Raw genomic sequence first — 15086 nt, forward strand, 5'->3', positions numbered from 1 at the left:
TTCTACGTGAAGATATTCATATAAATGAAGCACATAAGAAACTTCTCCATCATCGCGCACATTGACCACGGTAAATCGACGCTCTCTGACCGCCTGATTCAAATCTGTGGTGGCCTGACCGATCGCGAGATGGCGGCGCAGGTTCTCGACTCAATGGACCTGGAGCGCGAGCGCGGCATTACCATCAAAGCGCAGAGCGTGACGCTCGATTACAAAGCGCTCAACGGCGAAACTTACCAGCTCAATTTCATCGATACCCCAGGGCACGTCGACTTCTCCTATGAAGTATCGCGCTCGCTGGCGGCCTGCGAAGGCGCGCTGCTGGTGGTGGATGCAGGACAGGGCGTAGAAGCGCAGACCCTGGCGAACTGCTACACCGCGATTGAGATGGATCTGGAAGTTGTGCCGGTACTGAATAAAATCGACCTGCCCGCCGCCGATCCGGAACGCGCGGCGCAGGAGATTGAAGATATCGTCGGCATCGACGCCACCGATGCGGTGCGCTGCTCGGCGAAAACCGGCGTCGGCGTGCCGGAAGTGCTGGAGCGTCTGGTGCGCGATATTCCGCCGCCAGAAGGGGATCCAGAAGGTCCGCTGCAGGCGCTGATTATCGACTCCTGGTTCGATAACTACCTTGGCGTCGTCTCGCTGATCCGCGTGAAAAACGGCACCCTGCGCAAAGGCGACAAAGTTAAAGTGATGAGCACCGGCCAGGTCTACAACGCCGATCGCCTCGGCATCTTCACGCCGAAGCAGGTCGACCGCACGCAGCTTAACTGCGGCGAAGTGGGCTGGCTGGTCTGCGCCATCAAAGATATCCTTGGCGCGCCGGTGGGCGATACCCTGACGCTGTCGCGCAACCCGGCGGAGAAAGCGCTGCCTGGCTTTAAGAAAGTGAAGCCGCAGGTCTATGCCGGTCTGTTCCCGGTCAGCTCCGACGACTACGAAGCCTTCCGCGACGCCCTCGGCAAGCTGAGCCTTAACGACGCCTCGCTGTTCTATGAGCCGGAAAGCTCTACCGCGCTCGGCTTCGGCTTCCGCTGCGGCTTCCTGGGTCTGCTGCATATGGAGATCATTCAGGAGCGCCTGGAGCGCGAATACGATCTCGATCTGATCACCACCGCGCCAACCGTAGTGTACGAAGTTGAAACCACCAGCGGCGAAATTGTCTACGTCGACAGCCCGTCGAAGCTGCCGCCGCTGAACAACATCGAAGAGCTGCGCGAACCGATCGCCGAGTGTCATATGCTGCTGCCGCAGGAGTACCTGGGCAACGTCATTACGCTCTGCGTTGAGAAGCGCGGCGTGCAGACCAATATGGTCTACCACGGCAACCAGGTAGCGCTGACCTACGATATTCCGATGGCGGAAGTGGTTCTCGACTTCTTTGACCGTCTGAAATCGACCTCGCGCGGCTATGCGTCGCTTGATTACAACTTCAAGCGTTTCCAGGCGTCTGACATGGTGCGCGTAGACGTACTGATTAACCAGGAGCGCGTCGATGCGCTGGCGCTGATCACCCACCGTGATAACTCGCAGTATCGCGGTCGCGAGCTGGTTGAGAAGATGAAAGATCTGATCCCGCGTCAGCAGTTCGACATTGCGATTCAGGCGGCGATCGGCAACCACATCATTGCTCGCTCAACCGTGAAGCAGCTGCGTAAAAACGTACTTGCTAAATGCTACGGCGGCGACGTCAGCCGTAAGAAGAAACTGTTGCAGAAGCAGAAAGAAGGTAAAAAGCGCATGAAGCAGGTGGGTAACGTTGAGCTGCCGCAGGAAGCCTTCCTCGCCATTCTGCATGTCGGTAAGGACAGCAAATAAGGATCCCTAATGGCTAATATGTTCGCCCTGGTTCTGGCGCTAGCGACGCTGATCACCGGTATTATCTGGTGTATCGATCGCGTGAAGTGGGCGCCGGCGCGCCGGGCTAAACGAGCGGAAGCGCAGGCTGCGGCTGGCCACTCCCTCGACGACAAAACGCTGGCGAAAGTCGGCGGACAGCCCGGCTGGGTGGAGACCGCTGCGTCGGTCTTCCCGGTGCTGCTGGTGGTATTTGTGGTGCGCTCGTTTATCTATGAGCCCTTCCAGATCCCGTCTGGCTCTATGATGCCAACGCTGCTGATCGGCGATTTTATTCTGGTGGAGAAGTTCGCCTACGGCATTAAAGATCCCATCACCCAGACAACGCTGATCCCGACCGGCCATCCGCAGCGCGGCGATATCGCGGTATTTAAATACCCGAAAGATCCGAGCCTGGATTACATTAAGCGCGTCATCGGCCTGCCGGGCGACAAAGTTGTGTTCGATCCCTACAGCAAAACGCTGACCGTCAGCCCGAACTGCGCCGCCGGCCAGCGCTGCGCCAGCGCGCTGCCGATTACCTACACCAATATCGAGCCGAGCAACTTTATCCAGACCTTTAGCGGCTTTGACGGCAACGAAGCGGGCAACGGCTTCTATCAGGTGCCGCAGGGCGAAACGATGCGCGGCGGTCTGCGTCTTGGCACGCGTAAAGAGACGCTGGGCAAGGTTACGCACGATATTTTGCTGGTAAACGAAGCGCAGAGCCAGGCGAGCATGTATTATCAGCAGCCGGGCCAGCCGCAGGCGACCTGGATCGTGCCGCAGGGGCAATATTTTATGATGGGCGATAACCGCGACAACAGCGCCGACAGCCGCTACTGGGGCTTTGTCCCGGAACGCAATCTGGTCGGCAAGGCGGTCGCCATCTGGATGAGCTTCGATAAGCAGGAAGGTCAGTGGCCGACAGGCGTACGCCTGAGCCGTATCGGCGGCATTCACTGAGTAATCTGGCCCGGATAAACGGGCAAAACGGTTGGCCTCCTGCGGGGGGCCACTGCACACTAAACAGAATGTGTTGGAAAGCCAGCCCTGTTTCGTATGCAGAGTCACAGACGCACAAAAGAACTGGAATCGCATGAACCCCATCCTCATTAATAAGCTTCAGCGCAAACTGGGCTACACTTTTACTCATCCGGAACTCTTGCAACAGGCGCTAACGCACCGCAGCGCCAGCAGTAAGCACAACGAGCGTCTCGAATTTCTCGGCGATTCCATTCTCAGCTATGTGATCGCCAATGCGCTTTATCATCGCTTTCCTCGCGTTGACGAGGGCGATATGAGCCGCATGCGCGCAACGCTGGTGCGTGGCAACACGCTGGCGGAGATGGCGCGAGAGTTTGACCTTGGCGAATGTTTGCGCCTGGGGCCGGGCGAACTGAAAAGCGGCGGATTTCGTCGCGAATCGATCCTGGCGGATACGGTGGAGGCGCTGATTGGCGGCATCTTCCTCGACAGCAATATCCAGACGGTGGAAAAGCTGATCCTTGACTGGTATCAGACGCGCCTCGAGCAGATTAGCCCGGGCGATAAACAAAAAGATCCGAAAACCCGCCTGCAGGAGTATCTGCAGGGGCGTCACCTGCCGCTGCCGTCCTATCTGGTGGTGCAGGTGCGTGGCGAAGCCCACGATCAGGAATTCACCATTCACTGTCAGGTGAGTGGCATGGCTGAACCGGTGGTGGGCGTAGGCTCCAGCCGCCGTAAAGCAGAACAGGCAGCTGCCGAACAGGCGCTAATTAAGCTTGGTCTCGAATAGCAATATCCCGGCGCCTGAACAGGCGCTGAAAAAGTCAGGACTCGAATGAGCGAACAGAATACCTATTGCGGCTTTGTCGCGATTGTCGGCCGACCCAACGTCGGCAAATCCACCTTACTGAACCAGCTGCTGGGGCAGAAGGTGTCGATCACCTCGCGTAAGCCGCAAACCACGCGTCACCGCATTATGGGCATCCACACCGAAGGCGAATATCAGGCCATCTATGTGGATACGCCCGGGCTGCACATGGAAGAGAAGCGCGCCATCAACCGCCTGATGAACCGCGCGGCCAGCAGCTCCATCGGTGATGTCGAGCTGGTGATCTTCGTGGTCGAAGGCACGCGCTGGACGCCAGACGACGAGATGGTGCTGAACAAGCTGCGCGACAACAAAGTGCCGGTAGTGCTGGCCATCAACAAAGTGGACAACATTCAGGATAAAAGTATCCTGCTGCCCCATCTGCAGTTCCTGAGCCAGCAGATGAACTTTCTCGACATCGTGCCGATCTCCGCTGAAAGCGGAAAAAACGTCGACACCATCGCGGCGATTGTGCGCAAGCGTCTGCCGCAGGCGGATCACCACTTCCCGGAAGATTACATCACCGACCGCTCGCAGCGCTTTATGGCGTCGGAGATTATCCGCGAGAAGCTGATGCGCTTCCTCGGTGCCGAACTGCCGTACTCGGTTACGGTCGAGATCGAGCAGTTCGTCAGTAACGATCGCGGCGGCTACGATATCAACGGCCTGATCCTCGTCGAGCGCGAAGGGCAGAAGAAGATGGTGATCGGCAACAAAGGCGCCAAAATCAAAACCATTGGTATTGAAGCGCGTAAAGACATGGAAGAGATGTTCGAAGCCAAAGTGCATCTCGAACTGTGGGTCAAAGTGAAGTCAGGCTGGGCCGACGACGAACGTGCGCTGCGCAGCCTGGGCTACGTAGACGACCTCTGATCCTATGGAAGGCTGGCAACGCGCCTTTGTGCTGCATAGTCGCCCCTACAGCGAAACCAGCCTGCTGCTCGATCTCTTCAGCGAAAGCCATGGGCGGGTCAGGGTGCTGGCGAAAGGCGCGCGCGCGCGCCGCTCGCAGCTGAAAGGCACGCTGCAGCCCTTTACGCCGCTGCTGGTGCGCTGGACCGGGCGCGGCGAGGTCAAAACCCTGACCAAAGCCGAAGCGGTCTCGCTGGCGCTGCCGCTCAGCGGCATTACGCTCTACTGCGGCCTTTACGTGAACGAACTGGTGTCGCGCGTGCTGGAGCAGGAATTTCCCTTCTCAGAACTCTTCTTCGACTACCTGAACTGTCTGCAGACGCTGGCGGCCGACAACAGCTCGCCAGAACCGGCGCTGCGCCGCTTCGAGCTGGCGCTGCTCGGGCATCTCGGCTACGGCGTCGACTTTCTGCACTGCGCCGGCAGCGGCGAGCCGGTTACCGACGCCATGACCTACAGCTACCGTGAAGAGAAAGGCTTTATCGCCAGCCTGGTCACTGGCCAGCGCAGCTTCACCGGCCGTCAGCTGCGCGCGCTGTGGGAGCGCGATTTCCCCGATGCCGACACGCTGCGCGCCGCCAAGCGCTTTACCCGCATCGCGCTGAAACCCTACCTGGGCGGCAAACCCTTAAAGAGCACCGAGCTGTTTCGCCAGTTCGTGCCGAAAAAGCGGCCCGACGCAACCAGCCCGTAGCGCTGTGCCTGCGCCGCGCGCCGCGGTACACTCTGATTTTTCGACATAGTTAAGCTGAGGATTGTCATGGCTGAGTTGCTGTTAGGGGTCAATATCGATCATATCGCCACGGTACGTAACGCGCGCGGCACCCACTATCCCGATCCGGTGCAGGCCGCTTTTGTTGCCGAGCAGGCGGGCGCGGAAGGCATTACCGTCCACCTGCGCGAAGATCGCCGCCATATCACCGATCGCGACGTGCGCATTCTGCGCGACACCATCCAGACGCGTATGAACCTGGAGATGGCGGTCACCGACGAGATGGTCGGTATCGCCTGCGAGATCAAGCCGCACTTTGTCTGTCTGGTGCCGGAAAAGCGCGAAGAGGTGACCACCGAGGGCGGCCTTGACGTGGCGGGCCAGCAGGACAAAATCAACGCGGCGGTTAAGCAGCTGAGCGACGCGGGCATTCAGGTTTCGCTGTTTATCGACCCCGATCATCGTCAGATTGAGGCGGCGGTTGCCAGCGGCGCGCCCTACATTGAAATTCATACCGGTGCCTATGCCGAGGCGGCGGAGGGGCTGCCGCGTGAGGCGGAGCTGACGCGTATCCGTCACGCCGCCACCTTTGCCGCCAGCCTGGGCCTCAAGGTCAACGCCGGCCACGGCCTCACCTACCACAACGTCCAGCCGATCGCCGCACTGCCGGAGATGCACGAGCTGAATATCGGCCACGCCATTATCGGCCGCGCGCTCTTCAGCGGCCTGGCCGACGCGGTAAAAGAGATGAAGCTGCTGATGCGGGAAGCGCGTCGCTGATGGCTATTCTCGGACTGGGCACCGACATCGTCGAAATCGAGCGTATTGCCGGGGTGATTGAGCGCTCCGGCGACCGCCTGGCGCGGCGCGTGCTGAGCGAAGCCGAGTGGCAGCAATATCAGCAGCACCAGCAGCCGGTGCGCTTCCTGGCTAAACGTTTTGCCGTCAAGGAAGCGGCGGCCAAAGCCTTCGGCACCGGCATTCGCGGCGGGCTGGCGTTTAATCAGTTTGAAGTTTACAACGACGAGCTGGGTAAACCTGGGCTGCGCTTTTTCAACCACGCCAGCGACGTGGCGGAGAGGCTGGGCGTCAGGCAGGTTCACGTCACGCTGGCGGATGAGCGTCACTACGCCTGCGCAACGGTGATTATTGAAAACTAGTGGTGCAGCACCACGAACTTCTCCCACAGCGCATCGCGCGACTCGATGTGCTGTGGATCGATAATGATGGTGTTATCGATAGGGCAGACGCTCTGGCAGGTCGGGGCGTCGTAATGGCCGATGCACTCGGTGCAGCGGCCGGGGTCAATCTCGTAGATCTCCGCGCCGAGCCTGATCGCCTGGTTAGGGCATTCGGGTTCGCACATATCGCAATTGATGCATTTGGCGGTAATCAGCAGCGCCATGATTTCACCTGATCAGCTAAAAACGGCGCCATTATACTCGCGTTCGCCGCTCAGTTCAGCTTTTTCACCAGCGCTTCGCTGTGACGGATATGGCTGGCGGCGCGCTCTGGATCGTTCTGCACCAGCGCCATAAACAGCAGGTCGGTCAGCGCCAGCTGCGCCGTGGTCGACGAGATAGCGGCGCTGCGCGTGCTCTGTTCTTCCGCCACGGTGTAGAGGCAGTGGGTGGCGGTCTGCTGCAGGCTATTGGGGGTAAAGCCGGTAAACGCCAGCACGTAGGCGCCAATCTGCGCGGCCTCCTGCGCTGCCAGGTTGATCTCTTTACGCTCGCCGGTATAGGAGATCGCCAGCAGCACGTCGCCGGGACGCATCGCCTGCACGCTGGCCAGCAGGGCGTGCATATCCTGCTCCGCTACCGCATTGATGCCGATCTTCATCAGCTTCCAGGAAAAATCTTTCGCCACCAGCCCCGAGGCGCCGATGCCCACCAGCACGATGCGCTGGGCGTTTTTCAGCAGGTGCAGCGTCTCGTGCAGCTTCTCTTCGCTGTTGATATCAAGCGTGGCGCGAATCGCAGAGAGTTTCTCTGTCAGCAGCTTCTCGCCCACGGTTTTCAGCGAGTCGTCGCTGAGAATGTGGTTATGCACGGTAATGGCGTCGCGATCCGCCAGCGACTCGCTCAGCGCCAGCTTAAGCGCCGGAAAGCCCTTATAGCCCAGCTTCTGCGCGAATTTCACCACGCTCGACTGACTCACCCCCGACTCTTCAGCCAGCTTCTGCGAGCTGAGATGGCGCGCCCGATCCGGCTGTGATAACAGAAAGTCCGCCAGCCGGCGCTCGTTTAGCGCCAGACGCGGATAGAGCTGACGAATGCGCAGCAATGAGCTCATGCCTGGTCCTCGTTTAAGTAGCCTGCCCTAAGATACCTGTACCTGCTGAAGAATAAACTATTCATCTGGCATTGTAGCCGCTGGAATTAAAAATAGCTGTCGTCGCCGCTGCGGCAGTTGATGGCTACAATAAGGAACCATAGGGCGAATAAAACAGAAAGGAGCGTTTTTTGACCAAAGGTACACAACGTCGCGTGGTGTTTTTCGATCTGGATGGCACATTGCATCAGCAGGATATGTTCGGCACCTTTATGCGCTATACGCTGTGGCGTCAGCCGCTCAATTTGCTGCTGGTGGTCCCGCTGCTGCCGGTGGTGGGGCTGGGGCTGCTGATCAAAGGGCGCGCGGCGCGCTGGCCAATGAGCCTGCTGCTCTGGTCGATCACCTTCGGCCGTTCGGAGCGCACACTGCAGCAGCGCGAAGCCGCTTTTGCGCAGTGGTTTCGCCAGCGGGTGACGGCGTTTCCGGTGGTGCAGCAGCGCCTTACCGACTACCTCGGCAGCGACGATGCCGACGTCTGGCTGATCACCGGCTCGCCGCAGTCGCTGGTAGAACAGGTTTACTACGATTCGGCGTTCCTGCCGCGCGTCAAACTGATCGCCAGCCAGATGCAGCGCGGCTTTGGCGGCCGCGTGCTGGCGATGCGCTGCCTCGGCCATGAGAAAGTGGTCCAGCTCGAAGAGAAGATCGGCACGCCGCTGCAGCTCTATAGCGGCTACAGCGACAGTAAGCAGGATAACCCGCTGCTCTTTTTCTGCCAGCACCGCTGGCGCGTAACGCCGCGCGGCGAGCTTCAACAGCTGGAGTAGGGTTGCATCTTCGATTCTGCGCGCGGGATCGCTATAATGCGCCGCTTTGCTGCTGCCGGGAGTGAGCCTGCGTGAATCAATCTCAAGACGAATACTGGATGCGCCACGCGCTGCGGCTGGCGCGCATCGCCTGGGAACAGGGCGAGGTGCCGGTCGGTGCGGTGCTGGTGCAGGGCGATCGCGTGATTGGCGAAGGGTGGAACCGGCCCATCGGCCAGCACGACCCGACCGCTCACGCCGAAATCATGGCGCTGCGTCAGGGCGGCAAGGTGCTGGAAAATTACCGCCTGCTGGATACCACCCTCTACGTCACGCTGGAGCCCTGCGTGATGTGCGCCGGCGCGATGGTACACAGCCGTATCGCGCGACTGGTCTACGGCGCCGGTGATGAGAAAACCGGCGCGGCGGGCTCGCTGATTGACGTACTCGGCCATCCCGGTATGAATCATCAGGTCGCAATGCAGAGCGGCGTGCTGGCGGAAGAGTGCGCGGCGATGCTGAGCGACTTTTTCCGCATGCGTCGCGAGCAGAAAAAAGCGCTGCGTCAGGCGCAGCGCGGAAGGGAGTAGCGCTGCGGCGCGGCGCAGTGCTTTTTGCGCGCTGCCTAGTTCATGGCGATTTCCGGCGCCACCGCCGGATAGCCGCTGGCCAGCTCCGCCTCGCGCGCCGACTGCTGGGCCAGCCGTTTCTCCTGCTCCTGCAAATACCCCACCAGGCTCAGCTGATACTTACGGATGTTCTCGACGTAGTTATAGGCTTCGTGGCCGCGCGCGTAGCCGTAGGTGGTCTGCGCGTAATAGCGTTTCTGGCTCAGCATCGGCAGCCGCAGCTTTACGTCGGCCCAGCTGTCGGGGTTGCCGCCCTGTTTCACCGTGAGTTTGCGCGCGTCCAGCATATGGGCGTAGCCCATGTTATATGCCGCCAGCGCGAACCAGATGCGCTCCTCTTCGGGAATGGTGGCGGGCACCTTGTCCATCATGCGCTGTAAATAGAGGCTGCCGCCGCGAATGCTCTGCTCGGTATCGGTGCGATCCTCGACGTTAAGGCTGTCGGCGGTGCTGCGCGTCAGCATCATCATGCCGCGCACGCCGGTAGGGGAGGTCGCCAGCGGATTCCAGTGCGACTCCTGATAGGAGATCGCCGCCAGCAGCCGCCAGTCGATGCTGGCCGCATACTTCTCAAACAGCGGTTTGATCTCCGGCAGCGTGACGTCGATGGCGCGCAGGAAAGTGCGGGTATCTACATAGTCGAAGGTGCCGACGTGACCGAGGTACTTCTCCTCCAGGCGCGCCATAACGCCTTCTTCGCCCATAGAGTTAAAAAAGTCGAGCATCGCGGCGTTCAGGCTGCTGTCGTCGCTGTGCGGCACATACCAGGTAACCGGCTCTTCATCCGTGACGTCGAACGCCACCGCCAGCTGCGGATGGATGCGCTGCAGCAGGGCGATGGTAACGGAGTCGCCGATGGTGTAGTCGAGCTTGCCGTCCGCCACCGCTTCCAGCAGCGCTTTAGGCGCCTGGTCGGTGGAGATAACCCAGTTAAGATCGGGATATTGCTTATCGCGCGCCGTTTTCAGCGACGACAGATAGGCGGAGCCGGATGCGACCCGCAGCTCTCCTTTCAGGTCGCCGAGGTTTTTCGGGCGCGGCTTATCGACGCGATAGACCAGCTGCTGGGACACGGAGTAGTAGCTCGGCCCGGTTTTATAGCGCGTCAGCCGTTCATCGTTATAAATCAGCCCTGCCGCCAGCATGTCCGCCTTGCCATCGTCGAGATCGTCAAACAGATCGCTGAGGTTCGGGCGCACCGTGACCTTGAGCCTGACGCCCAAATAGTCTGCAAAGCGCTTCGCCAGTTCGTAATCCATACCGGCAGGGGCTTTATTGATGGTGTAGTAAGTCAGCGGGGAATTGATGGTACTGATACGCAGCACTCCCCGTGATTTTATCTGCGAAATCGCATCCTGTCCGTTGCCGTACCACGGGATCGATGGCCATAACGCCATCGCCAGCAGCAGGGTGACGAGACCGATCAGCAGATAGTTTAATTTTAGGCGTTTCAAATAGTTGTCTCTCGCTGGCTCTAAGGCCTCTGTCTTTTAAAGGCAGTATTGATCTTTTTTGAACTCCCAGAGCGAGGGGCATTTTGCGCAACTCGGCAGCGTAGAGCAACTTATAAAGCAGGTTTTGCGCAAAATTCAGGCTATTCCGCAGAGAGAGAAATTATGCGCAAACGGTTTCGTCGGGCGGGGTGTTTCTCTATAATACCGCCCGTTTTCTGCTGTTGTGCCCCTTGAAGCGTCGCACGGCGCTCTGACGAGAGATTAAATGATGGAAATTCTGCGTGGTTCGCCCGCCCTGTCGGCATTTCGTGTAAACAAACTGCTGACCCGCTTTCAGGACGCTCACCTGCCGGTGAGTGACATTTACGCCGAGTACGTCCATTTTGCCGATGTCAGCGCACCGCTGAACGCTGATGAAAAAGCGCGCCTGCAGCGCCTGCTGAAATACGGTCCTTCTCTCGCCGAACATGCGCCGCAAGGCCGCCTGCTGCTGGTGACGCCGCGTCCCGGCACCATTTCGCCCTGGTCATCCAAAGCCACCGACATCGCGCACAACTGCGATCTGCCGCAGGTGCGCCGTCTGGAGCGCGGCCTGGCTTTCTACGTGCAGGCGCCGCAGCTGACCGACGCCCAGTGGCAGACGCTTCAGGCGCTGCTGCACGACCGTATGATGGAGACGGTCTTCAGCGATCTGTCGCAGGCGGAGGCGCTGTTCGCACACCACGAGCCGCAGCCGCTGAAAAGCATCGACGTGCTCAATAGCGGCCGTCAGGCGCTGGAAGAGGCTAACCGCACGCTGGGGCTGGCGCTGGCGGATGATGAAATCGACTACCTGCTGACGGCGTTCCAGCGTCTCGGGCGCAACCCGAACGATATCGAACTCTATATGTTCGCCCAGGCTAACTCCGAGCACTGCCGCCATAAAATTTTTAACGCCGACTGGATTATCGACGGTGAAAAACAGCCGAAGTCGCTGTTCAAGATGATTAAAAACACCTTCGAGACCACGCCGGACCACGTGTTGTCAGCTTATAAAGACAACGCGGCGGTAATGGAAGGCTCGGAAGTAGGGCGCTTCTACGCCGACGCGCAAAAAGGCGAGTATGAGTACCATCAGGAAGCGGCGCATATCCTGATGAAGGTTGAAACCCATAACCATCCGACGGCGATCTCGCCGTGGCCCGGCGCGGCGACCGGCTCCGGCGGCGAAATCCGCGACGAAGGCGCAACCGGGCGCGGCGCGAAGCCGAAAGCTGGCCTGGTCGGCTTCTCGGTCTCGAACCTGCGTATTCCTGGCTTTGAGCAGCCCTGGGAAGAGGATTTCGGCAAGCCGGAGCGCATCGTCAGCGCGCTGGATATTATGACCGAAGGCCCGCTGGGCGGCGCAGCGTTCAATAATGAATTTGGCCGTCCGGCACTGAACGGCTATTTCCGCACCTATGAAGAGCGGGTCAACAGCCACAACGGCGTCGAGCTGCGCGGCTACCACAAGCCGATTATGCTAGCGGGCGGCATCGGCAATATCCGCGCCGACCACGTACAGAAAGGCGAGATTAGCCTGGGCGCGAAGCTGATCGTGCTGGGCGGCCCGGCGATGAATATCGGCCTGGGCGGCGGCGCGGCCTCTTCTATGGCATCAGGCCAGTCGGACGCCGATCTCGATTTCGCCTCCGTACAGCGCGACAACCCGGAAATGGAGCGCCGCTGTCAGGAGGTGATTGACCGCTGCTGGCAGATGGGCGAAGAGAACCCGATTCTGTTTATCCACGACGTCGGCGCGGGTGGCCTCTCCAACGCCATGCCGGAGCTGGTGAGCGACGGCGGCCGCGGCGGCCGTTTCAACCTGCGCGACATCCTTAACGACGAGCCGGGCATGAGCCCGCTGGAAGTGTGGTGCAACGAGTCGCAGGAGCGTTACGTGCTGGCGGTGGCGCCGGAGAAGCTGGCGCAGTTCGATGCGCTCTGTCAGCGTGAGCGCGCGCCTTACGCCGTGATCGGCGAGGCGACCGAAGAGCAGCACCTGAGCCTGAGCGACAGCCACTTCGGCAATACCCCTATCGATATGCCGCTGGACGTGCTGCTGGGCAAAACGCCGAAGATGACGCGCGACGTGGCGACGCAACAGGCGAAAGGCGAGCCGCTGCTGCGCGACGGTATCACCCTGAGCGACGCGGTAAACCGCGTGCTGCACCTGCCGACCGTGGCGGAGAAAACCTTCCTCGTCACCATCGGCGACCGTAGCGTAACCGGCATGGTGGCGCGCGATCAGATGGTCGGTCCGTGGCAGATTCCGGTGGCGAACTGCGCGGTCACTACCGCCAGCCTCGACAGCTATCACGGTGAAGCCTTTGCGCTGGGCGAGCGCGCGCCGGTTGCGCTGCTCGACTTCGCCGCCTCTGGCCGTCTGGCGGTGGGCGAAGCGCTGACCAACCTGGCGGCGACGCAGATTGGCGATCTCAAGCGCGTGAAGCTCTCCGCTAACTGGATGGCGGCGGCAGGTCACCCGGGCGAAGATGCCGGCCTGTATGAAGCGGTCAAAGCGGTGGGCGAAGCGCTCTGTCCTGCGCTCGGCATTACGATTCCGGTGGGCAAAGACTCCATGTCGATGAAAACCCGCTGGCAGGAAGGCATTGAGCAGCGCGAAATGACCTCGCCGCTGTCGCTGGTGATCACCGCCTTCGCCCGCGTAGAGGATGTGCGCCGCACCGTGACGCCTGAGCTGCAGGCGGACGGCGAAAACCTGCTGCTGCTGATCGATCTCGGCAACGGCGCCAATACCCTGGGCGCGACCGCGCTTTCTCAGGTCTACCGTCAGCTGGGCGACAAGCCGGCCGACGTGCGCGACGCGCAGCAGCTGGCTGGCTTCTTCAAGGCGATTCAGACGCTGGTGGCGCAGCAGAAGCTGCTGGCCTACCACGATCGTTCAGACGGCGGCCTGCTGGTCACGCTGGCGGAAATGGCCTTTACCGGCCACTGCGGCATTGAGGTCGATATTGCCGCACTGGGCAGCGACGCGCTGGCTGCGCTCTTTACCGAAGAGCTGGGCGCGGTGATCCAGATTAAAGCGGAAGACCGCGCGGCCGTGGAGAAAGTGCTGGCGGATTGCGGCCTCGCAGGCTGCAGCCACGCAATCGGCAGCGCGCAGCGCGGCGATCGCTTTGTGATTCGCTCTGGCGACAGCGCGATCTACAGCGAAAGCCGCACGACGCTGCGCACCTGGTGGGGCGAAACCAGCTGGCAGATGCAGCGCCTGCGCGACAACCCGATCTGTGCCGATCAGGAGCATGAGGCGCGCAAAGATGACAACGATCCTGGCCTGAACGTCTCTCTGACCTTTAACCCGGAAGAGGATGTCGCCGCGCCGATGATTGCTACCGGCGCACGTCCGCGCGTCGCGGTGCTGCGCGAGCAGGGCGTTAACTCCCATGTCGAAATGGCGGCCGCGTTCCATCGCGCTGGCTTTACGGCGGTCGACGTGCATATGAGCGATCTGCTGGCGGGACGTCGCGATCTGGAGGCGTTCCAGGCGCTGGTGGCGTGCGGCGGCTTCTCCTACGGCGACGTGCTGGGCGCTGGCGAAGGCTGGGCGAAATCGATTCTGTTCAACAACCGCGTGCGCGATACCTTCGAGGAGTTCTTCCATCGTCCGCAGACGCTGGCGCTGGGCGTATGTAACGGCTGTCAGATGATGTCGAACCTGCGCGAGCTGATCCCTGGCAGCGAACTCTGGCCGCGCTTCGTGCGTAACCAGTCAGAGCGTTTCGAAGCGCGCTTCAGCCTGGTGGAAGTGGCTGCCAGCCCGTCGCTGCTGCTGGACGGCATGGCCGGCTCGCATATGCCGATTGCGGTCTCTCACGGCGAAGGCTTTGTCGAGGTGCGCGACGGCGCGCATCTGGCTGCGCTGGAGTCCAAAGGGCTGGTCGCGCTGCGCTTTATCGATAACTACGGCAAGGTGACTGAGAGCTATCCAGCTAACCCGAACGGCTCGCCTAACGGCATTACGGCGGTGACGAACGAAAGCGGCCGCGTCACCATCATGATGCCGCACCCGGAGCGCGTCTTCCGTACGGTAAGCAACTCCTGGCACCCGGCGGAGTGGGGCGAAGATAGCCCGTGGATGCGCATCTTCCGTAACGCGCGGAAACAGCTGGGCTAAGCGAGATAAAAAGGAGACAGCGATGTCTCCTTTTTTTCCTGTTGGGAAATAGCGACAGGGTGCGCTCTTCGCTGTCTCTAAAAGGCGACATTTATCTCCCTGATTAATCAGGGAATGATTTCCCTGGCCTTTAACTGTTGGGTTTTAGCGACAGAAGAGCGCGTGCGGCGAGGAATGGGTGCTGGCAACTCTCTGAAAAAGAATGTTATTTCTTTTTTGGCACGAAGTTTGCTAATATTAGCTCGTGGCTCATTCTCCTGTTTATGATTGCCCCGCACTGCGGCAGAGCTCATAAAAACTGAATGACGCACCAAACGGAGCCTGCCGTCCACCTGTTGATAATCGTTTGCTCTGCAACGTTTTCAAATATCGGGCGCAACGTTGAGTTAGGCTCCACCTTATTTTCAGGCGATGCTGCGGCGTCGCTCTCACGGCAGGCC

At 60.3% G+C, this 15086-nt stretch carries 13 protein-coding genes; 10 read left to right on the top strand and 3 right to left on the bottom strand.

Going from position 1 to position 15086, the window contains the following annotated elements; all coding sequences use genetic code 11:
• Positions 1-24: 24 nt before the first annotated feature.
• The 7 genes from lepA to acpS all read left to right on the top strand — a co-directional run bounded on the left by lepA (position 25) and on the right by acpS (position 6484).
• Positions 25-1824: a translation elongation factor 4 gene (gene lepA, locus LB453_RS07245; RefSeq protein WP_103794385.1), complete on the top strand. Its 1800-nt coding sequence runs from the start codon at positions 25-27 to the stop codon at positions 1822-1824.
• A gap of 9 nt (positions 1825-1833) precedes the next feature.
• Entirely contained in the window at positions 1834-2808 is a 975-nt protein-coding gene (gene lepB / locus LB453_RS07250) for a signal peptidase I (RefSeq protein ID WP_103794384.1), read from the top strand.
• A 133-nt stretch (positions 2809-2941) separates the two neighbouring features.
• On the top strand, positions 2942-3622 hold the full coding sequence (gene rnc / locus LB453_RS07255; protein ID WP_081142359.1) for a ribonuclease III: 681 nt from the start codon (positions 2942-2944) through the stop codon (positions 3620-3622).
• A 45-nt stretch (positions 3623-3667) separates the two neighbouring features.
• Positions 3668-4573, top strand: a complete 906-nt coding sequence (gene era / locus LB453_RS07260) for a GTPase Era (RefSeq protein ID WP_103794383.1) — start codon at positions 3668-3670, stop codon at positions 4571-4573.
• A gap of 4 nt (positions 4574-4577) precedes the next feature.
• Entirely contained in the window at positions 4578-5306 is a 729-nt protein-coding gene (gene recO, locus LB453_RS07265) for a DNA repair protein RecO (RefSeq protein WP_103794382.1), read from the top strand.
• Positions 5307-5372: 66 nt separating this feature from the next.
• The gene (gene pdxJ / locus LB453_RS07270) at positions 5373-6104 is read left to right on the top strand and encodes a pyridoxine 5'-phosphate synthase (protein WP_103794381.1); all 732 of its coding nucleotides are present in this window, start codon (positions 5373-5375) and stop codon (positions 6102-6104) included.
• Positions 6104-6484 (top strand): holo-ACP synthase, encoded by a 381-nt coding sequence (acpS, locus tag LB453_RS07275; RefSeq protein WP_103794380.1) that lies wholly within the window; start codon positions 6104-6106, stop codon positions 6482-6484. The genes pdxJ and acpS overlap by 1 nt, the downstream gene beginning before the upstream one ends.
• On the opposite strand, the gene LB453_RS07280 is transcribed toward acpS, so the two are convergent.
• Entirely contained in the window at positions 6481-6729 is a 249-nt protein-coding gene (locus LB453_RS07280) for a YfhL family 4Fe-4S dicluster ferredoxin (RefSeq protein WP_103794379.1), read from the bottom strand. The two genes, acpS and LB453_RS07280, sit on opposite strands and share 4 nt — an antisense overlap.
• A 50-nt stretch (positions 6730-6779) precedes the next feature.
• Positions 6780-7619: a MurR/RpiR family transcriptional regulator gene (locus tag LB453_RS07285; protein ID WP_103794378.1), complete on the bottom strand. Its 840-nt coding sequence runs from the start codon at positions 7617-7619 to the stop codon at positions 6780-6782.
• 170 nt (positions 7620-7789) lie between these two features.
• Between LB453_RS07285 and yfhb the strand changes: the two genes are divergently transcribed.
• Positions 7790-8428 carry a phosphatidylglycerophosphatase C gene (yfhb, locus tag LB453_RS07290; RefSeq protein ID WP_103794377.1) on the top strand — a complete coding sequence of 213 codons (639 nt, stop codon included), beginning with the start codon at positions 7790-7792 and terminating at the stop codon, positions 8426-8428.
• Positions 8429-8499: 71 nt separating this feature from the next.
• On the top strand, positions 8500-8997 hold the full coding sequence (tadA, locus tag LB453_RS07295) for a tRNA adenosine(34) deaminase TadA (protein ID WP_103794376.1): 498 nt from the start codon (positions 8500-8502) through the stop codon (positions 8995-8997).
• Between the two features lie 35 nt (positions 8998-9032).
• Here the strand turns inward: tadA and mltF are convergent, their stop codons facing one another.
• Entirely contained in the window at positions 9033-10490 is a 1458-nt protein-coding gene (gene mltF / locus LB453_RS07300; RefSeq protein WP_103794375.1) for a membrane-bound lytic murein transglycosylase MltF, read from the bottom strand.
• 265 nt (positions 10491-10755) lie between these two features.
• Between mltF and purL the strand changes: the two genes are divergently transcribed.
• A complete protein-coding gene (gene purL, locus LB453_RS07305; RefSeq protein ID WP_103794374.1) occupies positions 10756-14646 on the top strand; it encodes a phosphoribosylformylglycinamidine synthase in 3891 nt (1296 codons plus the stop codon).
• Positions 14647-15086 lie beyond the last annotated feature (440 nt).

Origin of the sequence: Pantoea agglomerans (assembly GCF_020149765.1) — a bacterium.
In the GTDB taxonomy this organism is placed as follows: Bacteria; Pseudomonadota; Gammaproteobacteria; order Enterobacterales; family Enterobacteriaceae; genus Pantoea; species Pantoea alvi.

What these genes read in the sequence shown, in the direction of transcription:
- recO (WP_103794382.1), top strand. Translation starts at nt 4,578, where the DNA reads ATGGAAGGCTGGCAACGCGCCTTTGTGCTGCATAGTCGCCCCTACAGC.
- purL (WP_103794374.1), top strand. Translation starts at nt 10,756, where the DNA reads ATGATGGAAATTCTGCGTGGTTCGCCCGCCCTGTCGGCATTTCGTGTA.
- lepA (WP_103794385.1), top strand. Translation starts at nt 25, where the DNA reads ATGAAGCACATAAGAAACTTCTCCATCATCGCGCACATTGACCACGGT.
- era (WP_103794383.1), top strand. Translation starts at nt 3,668, where the DNA reads ATGAGCGAACAGAATACCTATTGCGGCTTTGTCGCGATTGTCGGCCGA.
- pdxJ (WP_103794381.1), top strand. Translation starts at nt 5,373, where the DNA reads ATGGCTGAGTTGCTGTTAGGGGTCAATATCGATCATATCGCCACGGTA.
- rnc (WP_081142359.1), top strand. Translation starts at nt 2,942, where the DNA reads ATGAACCCCATCCTCATTAATAAGCTTCAGCGCAAACTGGGCTACACT.
- acpS (WP_103794380.1), top strand. Translation starts at nt 6,104, where the DNA reads ATGGCTATTCTCGGACTGGGCACCGACATCGTCGAAATCGAGCGTATT.
- lepB (WP_103794384.1), top strand. Translation starts at nt 1,834, where the DNA reads ATGGCTAATATGTTCGCCCTGGTTCTGGCGCTAGCGACGCTGATCACC.
- LB453_RS07280 (WP_103794379.1), bottom strand. Translation starts at nt 6,729, where the DNA reads ATGGCGCTGCTGATTACCGCCAAATGCATCAATTGCGATATGTGCGAA.
- LB453_RS07285 (WP_103794378.1), bottom strand. Translation starts at nt 7,619, where the DNA reads ATGAGCTCATTGCTGCGCATTCGTCAGCTCTATCCGCGTCTGGCGCTA.